We start from the raw sequence: 16,265 nt of genomic DNA, 5'->3' as shown, positions 1-16,265 counted from the left end.
CCCATCGTAAGTTCTTATTCACTAATCGTTGCGTTATCGTATAAGTCAACCAATTCGTCGAAGGAGGTAATAATGACATCAGAGCCCTTCAGCTCATCCTGACGTCCGAAGCCTGCATAGGCGCAGCCGATTACGGTCTGGCCATTTCCTTTACCTGCCTGAACATCAGAAGAACGGTCCCCAACCATCCAGGCACTGCTGATCCCATGATTATCCAAAAGAATGCGTAGCAACTCGGTCTTAGTCGCAGTGCCTTGACCTCCCGCACTATACAATCCTTCGAACAACGCCTTAAGCTCATGTACCACAACGATGCTGTGAATGTAATCCTCCAGCCCGTTGCTAGCCACAAACAGCTTCACTCCGCGCTCTTTAAGCGCTGTCAGTGTCTCAACCACCTGTGGATACAGTAGTGTGCCTCCGGCTTCAAGCCCTTCAATCTCCAGCTGCAGGAGCAATTCATCCGCCCGGCGGTGCACGGCTTCATCTGCTTCAGGCATAACATTCTTCCAAATGTCTGCCAGCAACATCCCCAAGCAGCCTAGAATACGTTCTTCTGGTGGTGTAGGTCCTACGTATAGTCCCTCTTCCCGCAAAATATCGAACATTTTATGATATGCAGGCAATAAAAGACTTTCAGTCTGGAACAATGTTCCATCCATATCAAATACAATCGCTTCTGGCTTGTTCAGTTTCGCATGAACCACGTTTTGTTCCATTCCATGTACTTCGTTATTCATCTGTTGTTCCTCCCCATTCTGTTCTGCTTCAGGTAAGACATTCATCTGTGCGATATTTCCAGTACAAGCCCTATGATATATGAAATCGCTTTGTAATGTCCATGCTCTTAACTTTTTCTGTTGCAGTTTATATTTCGTTATGATATATTTCAATCTGTAATATTACAACTTGAAATATAAAGGAGAAATAACCATGTCAAATCAATTAATCATGCGCTTCCTCAAGCAGCCTGCTACCATCATTGGAATTATAACTGCACTATTGTTCCAAGTTTTTTTCAGCTTAATTTGGATTACAGGGTACGATCATGTAACGGATCGGGTAGATCAGTTGCCCATTGCTATTGTTAATGAGGATGGTACAAATGCCCAGCCTATAGTCGATGGGATTGCAGGATCACTTCAGTTCGTAACCAGACAGGATCTCCAACTAGAAAATGCAAAAGAAGCACTTGAGCATAGAGAAATCCGCATGATTATCAATATTCCCCAAGGGTTCACTGGACAGATCAGCAATCCATCTGCAAAGACTGAACTCCACTACTTCTTAAATGAATCTAATCCGCAGATGGTCAGCAATGTCATGCAGACGGTAGCATTTAAAGTCACGGCTGCAATGAACACTCAAAGCAGTAGTTCAGCACTAAGCCACACCTTGGATGCTATGAATCTGCCGCAGGCACAAGCGGAGATCATCAAAAGTGCTGCAAGCAGCCGCATTTCCGCCAACGTCGAAATCATTAACCCTACAACTAATTTTGCACAAACTATGGTTCCCTTAATGATCGTTACCGCCTCATTTACCGGTGCTATGTTACTCGCGATGAATCTCCATAAAGCTTCCTCCAACTTGTCTGGACAATTTAGTAAATGGAATCGCTTTGCAGCCCGATTTGTCATAATGGGTGGAACGGCTGTGCTTATCTCACTAGTGGGAACTATCATGGTTAACTCACTCGGTATCCACTCTAATCGTGGCTTTCTGCTTATGTGGCTGTTCGAGTTCACGGTAATTCTCTCCTGTATGATCCTTGCTCAGTTTAGTCTGCTGCTCCTCGGGGATGCTGGCGGCTGGCTAAATATTGCCCTTCTCTCCATGCAAATGCTAGCGTCCGGAGCAACTATTCCACGCGATGTGCTTTCACCTTTTTATAACTGGATCGGTCCCTTTTCGCCCGCTTACTATGCAGTTAATGGTATGCTCGACCTGGTTATCGGGGGTAACGGGGTATGGAAAGATATGTTCTATTTACTCTGTATTGGGGCAACAATTGCTGTATTAAGCGTACTTGTCACTTTCCTTCGTAAAGAAACTCGGATCTCACGAGAACAAGAGCCCGTGTCAGTAAATGCGTAATTATACAGTTTGCCACTCCGGCTATGCCATTTCAAATTGAGAGCGATATGCAGTTGTGATATGGTAGGAAGTGAAAGAAAGGAGCGGCAATGATTTATGAACATACAAGATGTTATTCTGGGGATTTTAAGCGAAAAACCTCATTCTGGTTACGAGATAAAACGACATTTCGAGGAATACTTCTCATTTTTCTTCGATGCCAGCTATGGCACGATCTATCCTACCCTAAGCAAGATGGAAAAGCTGAATCTGATCACTAAAGAATCTGTGCGACAGGAAGGCAAACCCGACAAAAATGTATTCACCATTACCTCTGCCGGCTTGGATCAGTTCCACACTTATCTACAATCACCAGCCGAAAAAGATGTTCTGCGTTCTGACTTTTTTATGCACCTGTATTTTGGGGAAAAGACGGACAAAGAGAACATAGATAATCTGCTTCGGCAAGCATTGATAGAAAAGCAGGCAATGTACGACGATCTGGAACAGAAGTTGAACCAGCTAGATTACAAGTTATCTTCCTACCAGAAGTTGTGCATGGAGCTAGGCCTCGTACAATATGATGCTTTTATCAAAAAAATCCAAAGTGTGCTAGAGTCTAAATAAAACCCGCTTTCGAAAGTACACCATAAAAAAAAGAACCGGTATTACAGGCACATCTTGTGCTTGTAATACCGGTTCTTTTTTTTGGAATCATATGTGGTATATGGATTATGCTCTATCAAAGCTTGCAATAAGTTCATCAAGAACATCTTTGCTTACCATTTTACCTTTGAAATTGATCAGGTTTTCTGAGCTTCCGGAGAAGATACAAGTTGGCTCATATTTTCTAAGGATAATCTTTTCAGCGTCTACAAAAATTTCGAGCGGGTCTTTTATGTCGATTCCCATTGTTCTACGCAGTTCAATAGGAATTACGATACGTCCCAATTCATCCACTTTTCTTACTATGCCTGTTGCTTTCATCATCGTACATCCTCCCTTGAAGTCACATTTATAATCATTCTTGCTAAAAGCTATGTACGCTTCTATATGATAGTAATGATTACGCTACTACCTAATTCTAAAGTTCTATTCATTTCCTGTCAATTATTTTTCTACATTATATGATATTATTCGACAAAATTTCGACAATGTATGATATCTGTTGAGCACCAAGATATGAAGCCGTGTCAGAACACAAAAAAATAGGGGGCTTCTCTGGAATGTCGAAATCCACCCAGAATGTAACCCTACTTGATGACAATTCTACCCTAAAATACCTTCGTTAATCTATTTGTAAATCTTGTCACTCCGCTTATCCGCAATCACAAGTAGGAAATTGTCGAAAACTAGCAAGAACGCTACTCCGTCATTTACCCAGATGTTTAGTAAGTCAAACTTAAATAGGATCTATCATTGGAATAATAATTTCGCTATGAGTAGTGTGTGTATCGAATCCTCATGTAAATACAAGGCTGATGATATCACTGTAGTGTAAATACGATGAATCCGGAAGTCGACTAACGAGGGGCTATCAAAGAAGTTATTAATGGAGGGTATTCTAAGTGTTTGATGATTTTTGTCCCCCATTAAGAGAGTAAATAAACTATAGAATTATAAAGTTCTCCGATAAAGGTTTCATCAATCTGTTTAATATTGATAATACGTTCCTGGCATAAGCCATTTACAGCAAAAGTTGCTTGAAAGTAACCGTTTAATGGTTCAATGTCTATTTCAATATCCGTTTCTATTTTATCCGAAATATCATAGCCATATAAGACATATATCGCGATATCGTAAGATTTCTTATTCAGAATTAAGGAAAAATAGGAAGATGTCTGCGCTGAGTTTGTCTCAGGAACATAGTCTATTCCGTATAAAACTCCGATAGGGTGATTCGATGCAAAATAACTGTTATAGTTATTATTTTTAAATTGCCCTTTTAACCAGAGAATAACTTCAAAGTCAGTGTCAGCAGGGATGTAAATAGAAACCATTGGCTCTTCGATCAGCAACGGGGTGCTGTTAAGTGTGTAAATGTTGTGTATTTTGAATAAGCTATGCCATAACTTAATGTTAGTACACTGATTGTTAACTATCTTGTTCATATCTTTTCCTTGATAATTGTCAATAAACACTACATTTTTATTGTATTTCGAAGCAATCCACTGTAATTCAACATAAGCATCAGGGTAAAGATCTCTGCTGATCACAACGAGAGTCTCAATATTTTCATTGTAAGCCAATAGGGCTGCATCAACAGCATCATAAGCCGACTCAGCGGGAACGACAATTTCACCGTGTATGTTAACGCAAAGATTCCGATTGTCCAATTTGCATTTTCCGTTCACATAGCATACTAATATATCACTTATCCAATCAGGGTCAGCATAGCAAATAAACAAGTGTTTATCGTCCCTATAGTTATTTGCCATTTTCGACAACATGAGTTTTATTTGCTGCAAGTTAGTTAGGTGAGATTTACCAATGAGTTCACATACTTTGGCTGTAATCATGGGCGCGGCAAAGCTGTTCGAGTTGCTGCACTCTTTACCATTCAAATGATGTCTAGCAAAAGCCGTAAATTCTATACCGTCGATGATATTATCATTGAGATAAAACTCCCCTTCGTGCAGCGTGTTGCTTACCTCTCTCTTAACACCTATAACGTTTGAAAAAGAAGCTGGATATGTAATATAATCATGATTACTTGCGGCACTTACAATAACTAAGCCTTGACCAGCAACCTTGTTTATAACTCTCTGCGTTTCTAATAAATCCGCTGAGCAATGGCTTCCCAAGCTGATATTTACAACTTGGATATCATTTTGAACGCACCATTCTAGTGCACTATACAACTTCTGGATATTTCCCCTTAAGGTATCAGACAATATCTTCAAGCTATACATATAGATTTCCGGATAATAGTGCTTAATTATGCCTGCGCAGATGGTGCCGTGAGTTATTCTTTCGGGACTGTCTATTGTATAAGCGTCTATTGTGAAATCTTCATTGAAGATCAACTGTTGAACAACCGGTTCACCTAGCAAATATTCGTTGATACCATCATCAATCACGGCAATTTTCACTTTAGCTTCGATGTTCATCATCTCCTTTTACAGATCGACAAAAATAAAACCGCCTCATTGGTCACAAATCCATTGACCCAGGCGGTAGTCATGATTAAAAAAGTGATTAATCATTTAATTAAACAGGTTCTTTTTCCGCAGCATCGAATCCAGACTAGCTTGTAGCACACTATTTAAATACATGCTATCTTCTTCACCATTATTGGAGTTGTCAATAAATAACCCGAATTGTGATAGGCTAGAGCTGCTACTTAATTTACTCAACGAGTCTAACTGCTCCGCCTTTCTTTTTTTTTCTGCCTCTACTTCTTTATTAATCTTCTCCCGCTCGGCAGGTGTTAAATAATCACCAATCACCCAAAAAGTAGCTGTTCCATCCGGATGTATAATGACGCCACTGGCATCACCGGGTTTATCATTAGCGCTGGAAGCAAAATGATCCTGAATAATTGCTTCTACCCTTTTTTGCATTTGTGGATCTGTTGCCGACTGATTCAGTATATTTGGAGCAATGGTTACATTCCCTTTGCCAACACTACCAGAGTATACACTTTTCACTGCTTCATTGTTCTTTGGTATGGCTTGAACGTTGATTTTAATGTCGAATTTTTTTTCCAATTCCGTCAAAACCGCTTCCGAACTCGATGTCGATAGCGCGTCTTGAAATGAAATCTCTGAACTCTTATTTTTCTGGATTACCATTGCAGCCCCCGCACGATTCAGGCTACTGAGTGAAGCTACATTCAACAACTTAAACCAACTCCCTTATTCTTTTTTCCTGTAGAATGCGGCAAACTGTATTATTAATTCGATCTAGGCTGTTGAAGCATCCATTTAATATATCGGTTTCCGGAATTTGTATTTTTAGTTTTTCCTCAATATGTACAAATAGAACCAACAAATCCCGTGGTGAGAACTGCATCGCCTCGCCCAATAAATCTTCATAGAAGTAGTTTTCATTAAGCTTGATCTTGTCCATTCCCATTACGTCGAATAATATTTCGTTTATCTGTTCACGCACTTGATCCAGATCCATAAATATCACCCTTCTTTTATACGATTTGCATATTTTCCTGTAACAATAGAGCTTCACAGCATTCTGCTAATTTCAAAGTGTCTGTCCCATTTAACGAATTAAACAGAGGAACCTTTGACTCTAGCGATATTTGTGCAATTTTTTCATCAACCAACTTAGAATCAACCGTAAAAAACTTCAATTCTTTATCCTGTTTGCTTCTGCCCGTATCAAATTTATGATTTGACATATTAAAACAATCAATATCAAAACCTAATTTATGCTTTGTTGACACACATATCTTATCGAGAAACTCTCCATTAAAATCATCATAGGTCAAGTTCATAATACCGACATCCGGATGGATTGCACTAGCCGCCTCGAATGCAGTAATACCAAATCTATTGGTAAACAGATTATTATATACCATTGTCCCGCCTGGAATTCCGATAATCATTACATCAGGTCGTTCGTTCAATTCAATATATTTACAGAAGTGATTAAAAAGAAATATTTTATCTATCTCCGCTTCTTTATGATTAAACATAAAATCAGGAAAAGAATGAAATCCCATAATCTCACAATAAGATTTTGTCCCAATTTGACTTACTTTGTACCCTTCTTTCAAGAAATAATCCCTTAGGCTAAGCTGAACATCAAATTTATTGGATTTTTCCATAAGACTCGCCACGCAGATTATCGGAACATTAATATCCAGCAGTATTTTCTCAACGAGTTCTACTTTCGTTCTGTCAATGTCAATTCCAAAAAAACTTGTGAGTTCCACATTATTTTTCAGGCATACCTTCTTTACCATTTCAACTTCATGATCAGCACATCTGTTAAGCAGAACAATATCTTTCCCCATCTCTGCGGCTTTGATAATTGTCGGGAACACCACTTTTTCAAAACTGCATTCAAATTCACAAATCATTAACACATCAAATTCATCATCTGAAAAAGAATCTTTAACTTTTATACCCACATCCTCACCATAATAGCTGTACGCTGCATCTTTTTCATTCAGTCCAAAACCTAAAGGTGCCATTAATGAAACAAGCTCAAAGTTGCCCAGTAAATTGGAGAATCTGACGACCGGACCGAAATCTGCATGATATGGATAAACAATTGCTCTTTTTTTCACCATTGTCTCCCCCATTACACTTTTTCTTTATCAAAGTCGTAGCCTAACTCTCTTAGTACGCAATAATCTTTAAACAAACTCTCAGTGTTTTCTTTAACTTTATTGCAGATACTTAATTTTTTGGCAGCAGAAAACTCACTGATATCATCGGCGGCCATTGCACAAGAAGTGCAATATCTAAAGGCCCAGCACTCTTTGCATTCTTTCTCCGTTATTGTTCCAATGTTTAGTATGTTCCGGATATTATCCAATTCAAAGCCTGTATCTATATGCCCAATCCTCATTACACTAGATGCTTCACTAACTCTTTCACAGGGATACAGAGCACCGTCAGCATTCACAAACAATCGTTGTACTCCTGGAACACACGGTCCGGAATGATGGTCTTTTTTTACATCATAGAAAGAGATTCTAAGCCTGTTATGGACATTCTCCTGGATTTGATCAAAGCTTTCCATCACCAGCTTGGATACATCATTTTTCTTAAGCCTATCAAATTTATAAAGAAATAATTTGAAAACTTCGTAATTATACATCTTGATAAAACTGTCATTGATTAAGGACTCACTTTTTTTGTAGCTACTTGCTATATCACTTGCCATAACAGCAAAGTCTTTTACGGTCTCATAGTTTGAAAAAAAGTTTGTGGAACAGCTAAAATCTGAATTTGGATCAATTACTGCATTGAACATCACTTTATCAACATAGTCTGGTGTTTTGTTTTTGATATTTTCAATATTATCCATAATAGTCTGAAAACTGCCTTTATTATTTACCGCAAAAACTCGGTTTCTATCATGCGCGACTTCATCGCCGTCCAGGCTGATCGTTAAATTAAAATCATTAGAAGATAAGAACTCTAAGGTTTCGTCGGTAATTAAAGTTGCGTTTGTAGTAAGGTTAAACGTTAGTTCTTTGCCCGCACTTTGTTCTCTGGCATAAGCAACACAAGCTTTTATTAAGTCCATTTCCAGTAAGGGCTCTCCTCCATAAAATCCAATATTAATAATTGGAGAATCTACGGAGTGCTCAATCAAAAACTTAATTGCTTTCAAAGCAACCTCTTTTTTCATTCTCTTATTGGTATGTACTCTGTGTAAGTAGCTCCCTGAATACGCGCAATAGCTGCATCTTAAATTACAGTTTTGCGTGACCTGCAAAGTTATCGAGCCAACGCTTCTGCTTAAATTGTGCTGCAAAGAGTCGCTCATGGGATGAATCATCTCAAAATCCTGTTTCTCCGCCAAAAAACCGGAATCAAATAAGTTTTGAATCTCCGGTTCCACTTGTTCAAAGTTTGAATTTCTATAGTTCAACAAAGCCTGATAAGATCTTTCATTTAATTTAAGAAATGTATTTGCATTCGCATCGAACATATATTTTCCCGTTACCGTGTCAAATAAATGAAATACTGGCACCTGAACTCCCCCCACTCTAAAAGTGAAGCAGGACAGCTTTTTTAATAAAGCCATTTAGCCATCCTGCTCTTAGCTATACTTAAGATTGCACTTACTACCCGATTCCAATAGCAGTCATCTTCATGGAGTTACCAGTATAGGTTACTTGTTTCATGGCTGCTTTGTTTGATCCGCTGGCATTGCATGTACATGCATAACAAGGACATGCACTGCAAGCTGCATATGCCTCCAACGTTTCATAATTTGCATTTGTTCTTTTTACAAGTTGTTTCATATGCCTATTCCTCCTTTCAAATCGTATTTATCTAAATATCAATATTTGATATTTAAATCACTCGAAGGGTAAACCCATTAAACGAATTGATGCTGTTGTGTGATGAGCCGATACCTTTCATTTGTATAAGACAACTTCTCATGAAGTCCAATAGCGGAGACCTGGCCTTTTTCTAAAAAGATTACTCTATCCACATGCTTCAGAATTTCCGGCCTATGACTGACTATAATCACTGTATTGTTACTGAGTGCTGTATCTAATAGATGGTTGATGGCTTGTTCAGAGTGAAGATCAAGGTTGGAGGTCGCTTCATCAAAAATCACCATAGGCCTGCTTTTTACTAATGCTCTGGCTATCGCGATTTTTTGTTTTTGTCCACCGGACAACTTGTTCCCATTAGAACCTACGACATAATCCTCAAACCGGCTTGTATCCTTCTCTAATAATTGGGTAGCCTCAATAGCCTGTCTATACTGCTCCTCATGGTTTTCACTGTAAAGTTTTATGTTATTTTCGATGGTTGTGTCAAAAAGATATATCTCTTGACTAACAGTCGAAATTAATTCCCGATATTCATTCAAATTAATAGCCTTAATATCCACTCCGTCAAATAAAATTTTTCCTGCAAGTGGTTCGTAAAACCTCTGGATTAAATTTAGGATTGTAGACTTCCCCGAACCATTCATTCCTACAATGGCCACTTTCTCATGGCTGCCAATCGTGAAATTCACATTTGACAAGATCAGTTCAGTATCATAAGCAAAGCTTACATTTTCAAACTGAATGCTCCCAAAAGGGTTGAGTCGCTTCATACCAATGTTGGCGGATTCTACATCACAAGCTTCGATTTCTTCCTCGAGCAATGAATAATACCTTCGGGCAGAAGGCATTATTCCCGACAATAAGTATCCAATATTCAACATCGATGAGATAGGAGTGGTCACATAAGCGCTATAGGTAATAAATGCAAATATACTTCCTACCGAAAGCTTTGAATCTAATATCATCGTCGATCCAGAAGCATATATTAGAAGAACTAGTCCTCCAATTAGAAATCTCTCCACAGTAATCCGCCAATTATCCAATAAACTGATTCCCATATGGGAGGTTATTACTTGATTCTGCTTGTCTGCAAATTCTTTTTCTTTGAAAATGAATAAATTAAAAAGCCTTGTTTCCTTCACACCATTCAAGCTATCCTCAAACCAATGCGAATATTCTCCATCCTTCGTGATGTATTTTTCCGCAAGAGACTTTCTTTTTTTAGCAAACGATTTCAAAATTAAATATTCTATAGGGATTAAAATAAGCACAATAAGTGTAAGTTCCCAACTTATGATAAAAAGTCCAATAACTCCTCCTACCAAACTAAAACACTGACTAACAATAAAAAGCATGCTACCATCCGTTATTTGCGAAATATTCGATATATCGGTGCTAACGCGATTTAAAATTTCACTGCAGTTTTTATCAGTGAAATATTTCACTTTCACTTTCATAAGTCGATCAAATGCAGCTTTATGCAAGGAGTAGATAATATTTGAAGCTATTTTTATTCTTCGTTTTTCTTTGAGCAAATCTAAAAAGCTACTGAACATAGACAAAAGAAAGATGTAGATTGCCGTTAAAATAATGGTTCTAACATCTGATTTCATAAATCCTTCATCAATAATAATTTTGTTGAACATCGGCAAAATGGAACTAATCAAAGTAGAAAATATTAAGAGCAGAAAAATAATACATAAATTCTTTTTATGCGCTTTAAATAATCCGATAAGTTTTTCAAGGGTATCCTTATCATTCATAGAATATATCCTCTTCTACTTTCAAGCTTTGGTTTGACATTGATAACGCTATCAATATATCATATAAAAGAATATTTGGGGTAATTTGGTAGCTAATGGTTGGAATAGGAGGCTGAATGACGTTTCGTGTCAGGTTTTGGTATCTCTGAAGATTAACAAATTTAATTATGGGGGGGATGGCTTTGTTACGCATAGCCGTATGCGATGACGAGAAAAAGGAACACGATTTGCTAAAGGAATATCTCCCAAGACTTATGAAAAGCACGGCTTACTCTTTCGAGACTCAATATTTTACCTCCGGTGAGGAATTGCTTCACTATTATAATCAACAGAGTAGTTATCCTTTTCATATACTTCTAATGGATATTGAACTGAGAGGATTAAATGGAATCGAGGTTGCAAAAAAAATCCGTGCACTTCCGGATCGGGAGGTTCAAATTATATTCTTGACAAACTATCCGCAGTACGTAATGAGCAGCTTTGATGTGCAACCCTACCATTATTTGATTAAACCAGTAAACTATGAGTGTTTTGAGGCAAAGATAATAAAGCTATGTAACTATATCATTTCTTCTGTAAATAGGTTTCTAATGATTAAAACTGAAGATGGACATATGGTGATCAAAAATTCTGACATTATTGCGATTGTTAAAATCAAACATTCCTTGGCTAAAAACCGACTAAAGATCATTACCTCTACGCAGCATTACATAATTCCAGGTACAATTTCAGAATATATAAGTAAACTAAACCGTCCATTTATGCTTATTCATCGTTCCGTTATTGTTAATCTGGAACATGTCCATAAGTTTACAGCTACTTCCGTAGTCATGCACAATCAAGAGCAGTTTCCTATTGGCCGTACTCAGGCAAAAGAGGTTAAAGAAGCCTACGCCTATTATATGATTGCACAATTCAAAGAACGAGGATGACTCTTTATCTATCAATGGTCATCATGATGTTGCTTATTCTGCTAATCAGAGAAACCATCCTTTTATTCGGTAAAATTAATGAAAACACCAAACTGACTAAAGAAAATCTGCAATTACATAAACAGATGGATTATCAACACATCAGCTATGAAAAAACCACACATTCCCTTACAAGCATCAAACAAGTTATCCATGATACGAACAAGCATTTGGTATATGTCCGGAATTGTATTCAGAACAATGAGATTCAGGAATCTATCCATCATATCAATTCAATGCTCGGTCAAATTCATCAGCCTTCTCTCAAACTATCAACAGGTAATTTGGTAATTGATTCTTTAATTGGCAACGCGCTAAATATTGCTTGTGAACACAAAATTGCTATTAAGTATGATATTCATATACACGCCGAAGCTATTGATATTGATCGGTTTGACTTATGTACCGTGATCGGGAATGTGCTGGATAATGCTCTAAACGCCGCTGCAAGAGTTCCAAAAAAAGAAGATAGATTTATTCAGCTGCTAATTTTCACTACCGATACTTCATTGTTTATCCAAGTCACCAACTCACGGAACAATTCTAGCACTATAGTGCAGCATAATTTTAAAGAGAATCCCGCTTTTCACGGATTCGGCTTAACAAATATTCAAAGTGTCACCGAAAAATACGGAGGTCATCTAGTTACTAACGCTCAAAATAATGAATTCGAAACAATCATTGTACTACCTTTTCTAAACATACTTTCAGCAGCTAAGCCAAACCTGACCGAATTAGAAAGGCAGTGAAAAAAACTATTTCCCTAGCAAGTACAGCGGCCGCTCCCCAACAGCAGACTGAAGGGGAGCAGGCCCGCCGCAAGCTTTACGAAGTAATCTCAAACAATCTCGCTGTTTTTCCTGGTGGGAGTGCCACCGTCAAAACCCCTGCCGATTGATCCCAATTCCAAGTTGAACTATGCTGCTGAGGATAGGCACAGGCGATCACTGGTTCAAATCCCTTCAGCTCTTCTATCGGCAATTGGACATTTGCAGCTTCTCCGTCAATCCGCCATACCGCGACATACCGTCGTTCGCCGCGCCGCAGGCCAAGGCTGACCCATTCGCCCTCACTGTCCGGCAGGCCGAGCGGCCAGAAAGGTGTGGCGTGTGGGATATCACTGCGAATGGTTTTGTAATAATCCAGCGCTTCTTTAACTAGACTTCTGCGGTGAGGTTCAAGCTCCGCCAAATGACCGCTCTGGTGTACACGAAGCAACAGCGCATTAACCATATTGAAGATGACTTCCTCATCGTCACCCTCGCGCAGCGGATAAGACCAAACTGCGGACTGCTCCGGTGTCAGTGCTGCCGGAGAACCTGCGGCAATGGCCGCATACTGTACATAATCCTCCTGGTCGCTAGTAGACTGGATGCTGTGTCGGCTGAGCATCGCATAATCCATGCGCATTCCCCCGCTGGAACAGTTCTCGATGACAAGGTTCGGATAACGAACAAAGATGCTGTCCAACCAAGCCAGATAAGCGCGGTTATGCTGTAGCAACCCATCTCCGAAGCTGTCCGCATCCGTTTCTGTCCCAATGCCTGCATTGATGTTGTAATCCATTTTAATGTATCCTACACCGTACTGCTTAACCAGACGCGCAATAACACCGTTTGCATGATCAATGACTTTCGGGTTGCGGTAATCTAGCTGATAGCGGCTACGGTCCTTAACCCTTTTACCATGCCGCATGAAAAACCAGCTGTCATCAGTCTCCGCAAGCTTCGGGCTGTTGATGCCCATAACCTCCAGCTCAAGCCATAGTCCGGGAATCATCCCTTTGCTGCGGATATAGTCGAGCACATATTTAATCCCTTCCGGAAACCGATCGCTGGAAGGCTCCCACTGGCCTACGCCATCCCACCACTCTCCGGGTGCATACCAGCCAGCATCAATACAGAAATATTCACAACCTACTTCTGCGGCAGCATCAATTAAAGGCAGTAGTTTCTCAGTCGTTGGGCTTCCCCATAAGCAATTCATATAGTCATTAAAAATAATCCGCAGCAGCTCATTATCCTCATTAGGTCTGCGGATCATCCGGCGATATACCGTAAGCTGTTCTGCCGCGCCCTGAAATCCTCCCTGCACAGCACCTACAGCTGCTGGCACCGAAGTAAACTCTTCACCGGGAGCTAGGTTCAGCCACCAATGGTTGTCATGTTCTGTAGGTCCGCTGACCAGCAGTGTAAGCTGATCGTATTGATCCGTCAGCTCCCAATGCCAAGAGCCGTTATGCTCAATCTGCCAGAACAAGCTTGTCCCGCTCTCCTTATTATGCAAAACCGCCATCGGTAGAAGTTCCGCTGCTGACCAAGAGCCTGTATTGCTTGCGGCAATTCGTTTGGAGCCACGGTCTGCCAAATGATACATCCCAAGCTCAGGCAGGCGGTAGGTCCGCCACTGAAGTTCACTCTGCCATCCACTGTGGGCAAGGGTTACTTCAATCTTATCATTGCGCTCCCCGCTCCCCTCTTTGTCTACACCTGTAAGAGCAAAGGAGGAGATGTATTCCACTGCCACCTCAGCTTTTCCAGCATTCTTTAGCACTGTCCAGCTTCGAACGATTTGCACGCCCTTGTAGAACTGAAAATGCTGCACTGCCTGGATTCCTGTAATCGGATCAGCCAAGCTAAGCTCCAATTTACGCCCGAGTGCATTCACTGTATCGCTGTGTCCCACATATACCATCCGAAGACCCGGAAAGGATGCTCGGTGTGTGCGCCCGTGATATTCGGCGCGGTCTTCGCCCGATAATTGCAGCTCCAGCAGCCGGAAGCCTTGCTTGTTCTTATCCGCTATGGCTGCTTCCAAAGGTGCCGCGCCAAAATGCAATAGCCGAACATCTTGATCTTCCGTAACTTCAATCGTAAGATATAGTCCATTTTCAATGATTTCAATCATTTTGCTATTCACAATAATGTACCTCCTGACTTTGTCTCAGTATCTTCTTATGATTATATAACATATAAAAAAGGGACGGTTCTCCAGTAAGTGAATCTTACCTTGGAGCCCGCCCCCTGATCTCAACCTAGTTATTCTGCCGATCCGAATTGAATCCAAGCTTTTTGAATTTCATCGATGGCTTGATCCTTAGTTTTGCTTCCGCCGATGTAAGCCTGCATGAGCTCACCAAATTTTTGGTGGAAGGTATCCAGAGAGTAGTTCACGGACAGGTCGCCGGATTTCTCTGTTTTGAGGATCTCTTCCATTTCTTTTGGCATTTGCAGGTCAGGCATTGGAGCATCCTTAATTGGAGGAATAACCTTAGCTACTGTAGAGAACCAGTTCTTACCGTATTCAGAAGTATACAGCCAGTTGAAGAATTCAATAGTCTCACCAGCTACAGCAGAATCCTTATTGATACGCAGGGCCTGATCCGCACCAGTAATGATCTGGGACTGTTCAGCCTTGTCGCTGACTGGGTAACCCATAATGCCCAGGTCGAAGTCAGGTGTGATTTTCTTAATGGCTTCTTCATCCCATGCGCCTTTACCAGTCATGAACGCTGTTTTGCCGGATGCAAAGTCGCTGACTTCAGCATTGCTGTCCCGTTCAAGCGGTTTGTCTGTGCCATGTTTAACAGTGGTATCAACGAAGCTGAAGAAGTTATTGTACAGCACCGGGTGATCCTTGATCGTGGTTTTTCCGGCAATAAAATCATTTACTAGTGTCTTAGCATCCGTACCTGCATCTTGGGCTGCCGCATCTACGAAGTGTTGGAAGATGTGTTTCCATACCCACCACTCTTTATAGGCGTTGGCAAAAGGAGTAATGCCTTTAGCTTCAAGCTTAGTAATCGCATCGTCCATTTGGGCTGTTGTCTTAGGAACTTCCGTAATCCCAGCATCAGCCAACAGTTTCTTATTGTACATCAGGACAAATAGATTCCCTTTTACCGGAAGACCGAGCACTTTACCGTCCGTAGAACTCATGTTAGAACGCACTGCATCGGTCATCGCCGCAGCCAGTGGCTCATTAGTTAGGTCAGCACTATACTCCGCAAAGGTATCAATATCTCCACCCGCTGTGGTCTGGAATACGTCAGGTGTACTTCCCGCAGCAATCTTCGATTTGAGCACCGTATTGTAGTCAGCCTGCATAATCTCCAGATTAATCGTCACATTCGGTTTAACTTTCTTGTACTCGGCAATATAAGCGTTAAAAGCATCAGTGTACTCGGGTGATGCGGTGAACATATTAATCGTGACCGGCTTGCCAGAATCTGTGGCAGGAGTATTCCCTGTTCCGCTATTGTCAGCGGCATTGTTGTTTCCGCCGCAACCCGCCAGTAATCCGCCGACGAGCAGCAGACTCGCAGATAAAGCCATAAATCTTTTTAACATGATGTTGCCCCCTTTTCCTCATGCATCTAGTGGTCTTGAGACAATTCTAAAGAAAAAGAAAAAGGATAAGAATGTACATAAGTGAACTTATTAGGGTAAAAAAGTGTGTTCATGTAACCGC

General features: G+C 40.3%; 15 protein-coding genes. 4 read left to right on the top strand and 11 right to left on the bottom strand.

The annotated features are described in order from the left end of the window. Window positions 1-14 precede the first annotated feature (14 nt). The gene (locus NSQ50_RS08960; protein ID WP_370511393.1) at window positions 15-740 is read right to left on the bottom strand and encodes an HAD family hydrolase; all 726 of its coding nucleotides are present in this window, start codon (window positions 738-740) and stop codon (window positions 15-17) included. Between the two features lie 193 nt (window positions 741-933). Here NSQ50_RS08960 and NSQ50_RS08955 point away from each other — a divergent pair, with 193 nt between their 5' ends. Next, window positions 934-2,097, top strand: coding sequence for a YhgE/Pip domain-containing protein (locus tag NSQ50_RS08955; RefSeq protein WP_076224764.1), 1,164 nt, complete (start codon window positions 934-936; stop codon window positions 2,095-2,097). Between the two features lie 96 nt (window positions 2,098-2,193). After that, window positions 2,194-2,703: a PadR family transcriptional regulator gene (locus tag NSQ50_RS08950; RefSeq protein WP_076224762.1), complete on the top strand. Its 510-nt coding sequence runs from the start codon at window positions 2,194-2,196 to the stop codon at window positions 2,701-2,703. A gap of 105 nt (window positions 2,704-2,808) precedes the next feature. Here NSQ50_RS08950 and NSQ50_RS08945 read toward each other — a convergent pair whose 3' ends face one another. The 8 genes from NSQ50_RS08945 to NSQ50_RS08910 form a co-directional block, all read right to left on the bottom strand. Next, entirely contained in the window at window positions 2,809-3,066 is a 258-nt protein-coding gene (locus NSQ50_RS08945) for an AbrB/MazE/SpoVT family DNA-binding domain-containing protein (protein ID WP_036684015.1), read from the bottom strand. A gap of 602 nt (window positions 3,067-3,668) precedes the next feature. Continuing rightward, window positions 3,669-5,189, bottom strand: coding sequence for a S8 family serine peptidase (locus NSQ50_RS08940; protein WP_080742448.1), 1,521 nt, complete (start codon window positions 5,187-5,189; stop codon window positions 3,669-3,671). Between the two features lie 93 nt (window positions 5,190-5,282). Further along, window positions 5,283-5,918, bottom strand: coding sequence for a DUF6033 family protein (locus NSQ50_RS08935; RefSeq protein WP_036684019.1), 636 nt, complete (start codon window positions 5,916-5,918; stop codon window positions 5,283-5,285). A gap of 1 nt (window position 5,919) precedes the next feature. Further along, complete coding sequence (locus NSQ50_RS08930) at window positions 5,920-6,204, bottom strand: hypothetical protein (protein WP_036684022.1); 285 nt, start codon at window positions 6,202-6,204, stop codon at window positions 5,920-5,922. Window positions 6,205-6,220: 16 nt separating this feature from the next. After that, on the bottom strand, window positions 6,221-7,330 hold the full coding sequence (locus NSQ50_RS08925; protein ID WP_179087771.1) for a TIGR04066 family peptide maturation system protein: 1,110 nt from the start codon (window positions 7,328-7,330) through the stop codon (window positions 6,221-6,223). 11 nt (window positions 7,331-7,341) lie between these two features. Continuing rightward, the gene (ccpM, locus tag NSQ50_RS08920; RefSeq protein ID WP_212592198.1) at window positions 7,342-8,799 is read right to left on the bottom strand and encodes a Cys-rich peptide radical SAM maturase CcpM; all 1,458 of its coding nucleotides are present in this window, start codon (window positions 8,797-8,799) and stop codon (window positions 7,342-7,344) included. 40 nt (window positions 8,800-8,839) lie between these two features. Next, the gene (locus NSQ50_RS08915; RefSeq protein WP_036684027.1) at window positions 8,840-9,019 is read right to left on the bottom strand and encodes a CLI_3235 family bacteriocin precursor; all 180 of its coding nucleotides are present in this window, start codon (window positions 9,017-9,019) and stop codon (window positions 8,840-8,842) included. A gap of 77 nt (window positions 9,020-9,096) precedes the next feature. Then, window positions 9,097-10,824, bottom strand: coding sequence for an ABC transporter ATP-binding protein (locus NSQ50_RS08910; RefSeq protein WP_036684028.1), 1,728 nt, complete (start codon window positions 10,822-10,824; stop codon window positions 9,097-9,099). Between the two features lie 176 nt (window positions 10,825-11,000). On the opposite strand from NSQ50_RS08910, the gene NSQ50_RS08905 reads away from it, so the two are divergent. Next, on the top strand, window positions 11,001-11,756 hold the full coding sequence (locus tag NSQ50_RS08905; RefSeq protein ID WP_179089046.1) for a LytR/AlgR family response regulator transcription factor: 756 nt from the start codon (window positions 11,001-11,003) through the stop codon (window positions 11,754-11,756). 23 nt (window positions 11,757-11,779) lie between these two features. Further along, window positions 11,780-12,544 carry a sensor histidine kinase gene (locus NSQ50_RS08900; protein WP_169744752.1) on the top strand — a complete coding sequence of 255 codons (765 nt, stop codon included), beginning with the start codon at window positions 11,780-11,782 and terminating at the stop codon, window positions 12,542-12,544. A gap of 76 nt (window positions 12,545-12,620) precedes the next feature. Here NSQ50_RS08900 and NSQ50_RS08895 read toward each other — a convergent pair whose 3' ends face one another. Beyond that, entirely contained in the window at window positions 12,621-14,702 is a 2,082-nt protein-coding gene (locus tag NSQ50_RS08895) for a glycoside hydrolase family 36 protein (protein WP_076224800.1), read from the bottom strand. Window positions 14,703-14,833: 131 nt separating this feature from the next. Then, window positions 14,834-16,144: an ABC transporter substrate-binding protein gene (locus tag NSQ50_RS08890; RefSeq protein WP_036684033.1), complete on the bottom strand. Its 1,311-nt coding sequence runs from the start codon at window positions 16,142-16,144 to the stop codon at window positions 14,834-14,836. Between the last annotated feature and the right edge of the window lie 121 nt (window positions 16,145-16,265).

The organism is Paenibacillus sp. FSL R10-2788, from assembly GCF_038003885.1.
GTDB classification, from domain to species: domain Bacteria; phylum Bacillota; class Bacilli; order Paenibacillales; family Paenibacillaceae; genus Paenibacillus_AQ; species Paenibacillus_AQ odorifer.
This window is presented reverse-complemented; position numbering and strand designations above follow the sequence as displayed.

Bases quoted from the DNA above. Each gene is read 5' to 3' on its own strand.
- NSQ50_RS08960 (WP_370511393.1), bottom strand. From the start codon at position 740: ATGAATAACGAAGTACATGGAATGGAACAAAACGTGGTTCATGCGAAA.
- NSQ50_RS08955 (WP_076224764.1), top strand. From the start codon at position 934: ATGTCAAATCAATTAATCATGCGCTTCCTCAAGCAGCCTGCTACCATC.
- NSQ50_RS08950 (WP_076224762.1), top strand. From the start codon at position 2,194: ATGAACATACAAGATGTTATTCTGGGGATTTTAAGCGAAAAACCTCAT.
- NSQ50_RS08945 (WP_036684015.1), bottom strand. From the start codon at position 3,066: ATGATGAAAGCAACAGGCATAGTAAGAAAAGTGGATGAATTGGGACGT.
- NSQ50_RS08940 (WP_080742448.1), bottom strand. From the start codon at position 5,189: ATGATGAACATCGAAGCTAAAGTGAAAATTGCCGTGATTGATGATGGT.
- NSQ50_RS08930 (WP_036684022.1), bottom strand. From the start codon at position 6,204: ATGGATCTGGATCAAGTGCGTGAACAGATAAACGAAATATTATTCGAC.
- NSQ50_RS08925 (WP_179087771.1), bottom strand. From the start codon at position 7,330: ATGGTGAAAAAAAGAGCAATTGTTTATCCATATCATGCAGATTTCGGT.
- ccpM (WP_212592198.1), bottom strand. From the start codon at position 8,799: ATGGCTTTATTAAAAAAGCTGTCCTGCTTCACTTTTAGAGTGGGGGGA.
- NSQ50_RS08915 (WP_036684027.1), bottom strand. From the start codon at position 9,019: ATGAAACAACTTGTAAAAAGAACAAATGCAAATTATGAAACGTTGGAG.
- NSQ50_RS08910 (WP_036684028.1), bottom strand. From the start codon at position 10,824: ATGAATGATAAGGATACCCTTGAAAAACTTATCGGATTATTTAAAGCG.
- NSQ50_RS08905 (WP_179089046.1), top strand. From the start codon at position 11,001: ATGGCTTTGTTACGCATAGCCGTATGCGATGACGAGAAAAAGGAACAC.
- NSQ50_RS08900 (WP_169744752.1), top strand. From the start codon at position 11,780: ATGATGTTGCTTATTCTGCTAATCAGAGAAACCATCCTTTTATTCGGT.
- NSQ50_RS08895 (WP_076224800.1), bottom strand. From the start codon at position 14,702: ATGATTGAAATCATTGAAAATGGACTATATCTTACGATTGAAGTTACG.
- NSQ50_RS08890 (WP_036684033.1), bottom strand. From the start codon at position 16,144: ATGTTAAAAAGATTTATGGCTTTATCTGCGAGTCTGCTGCTCGTCGGC.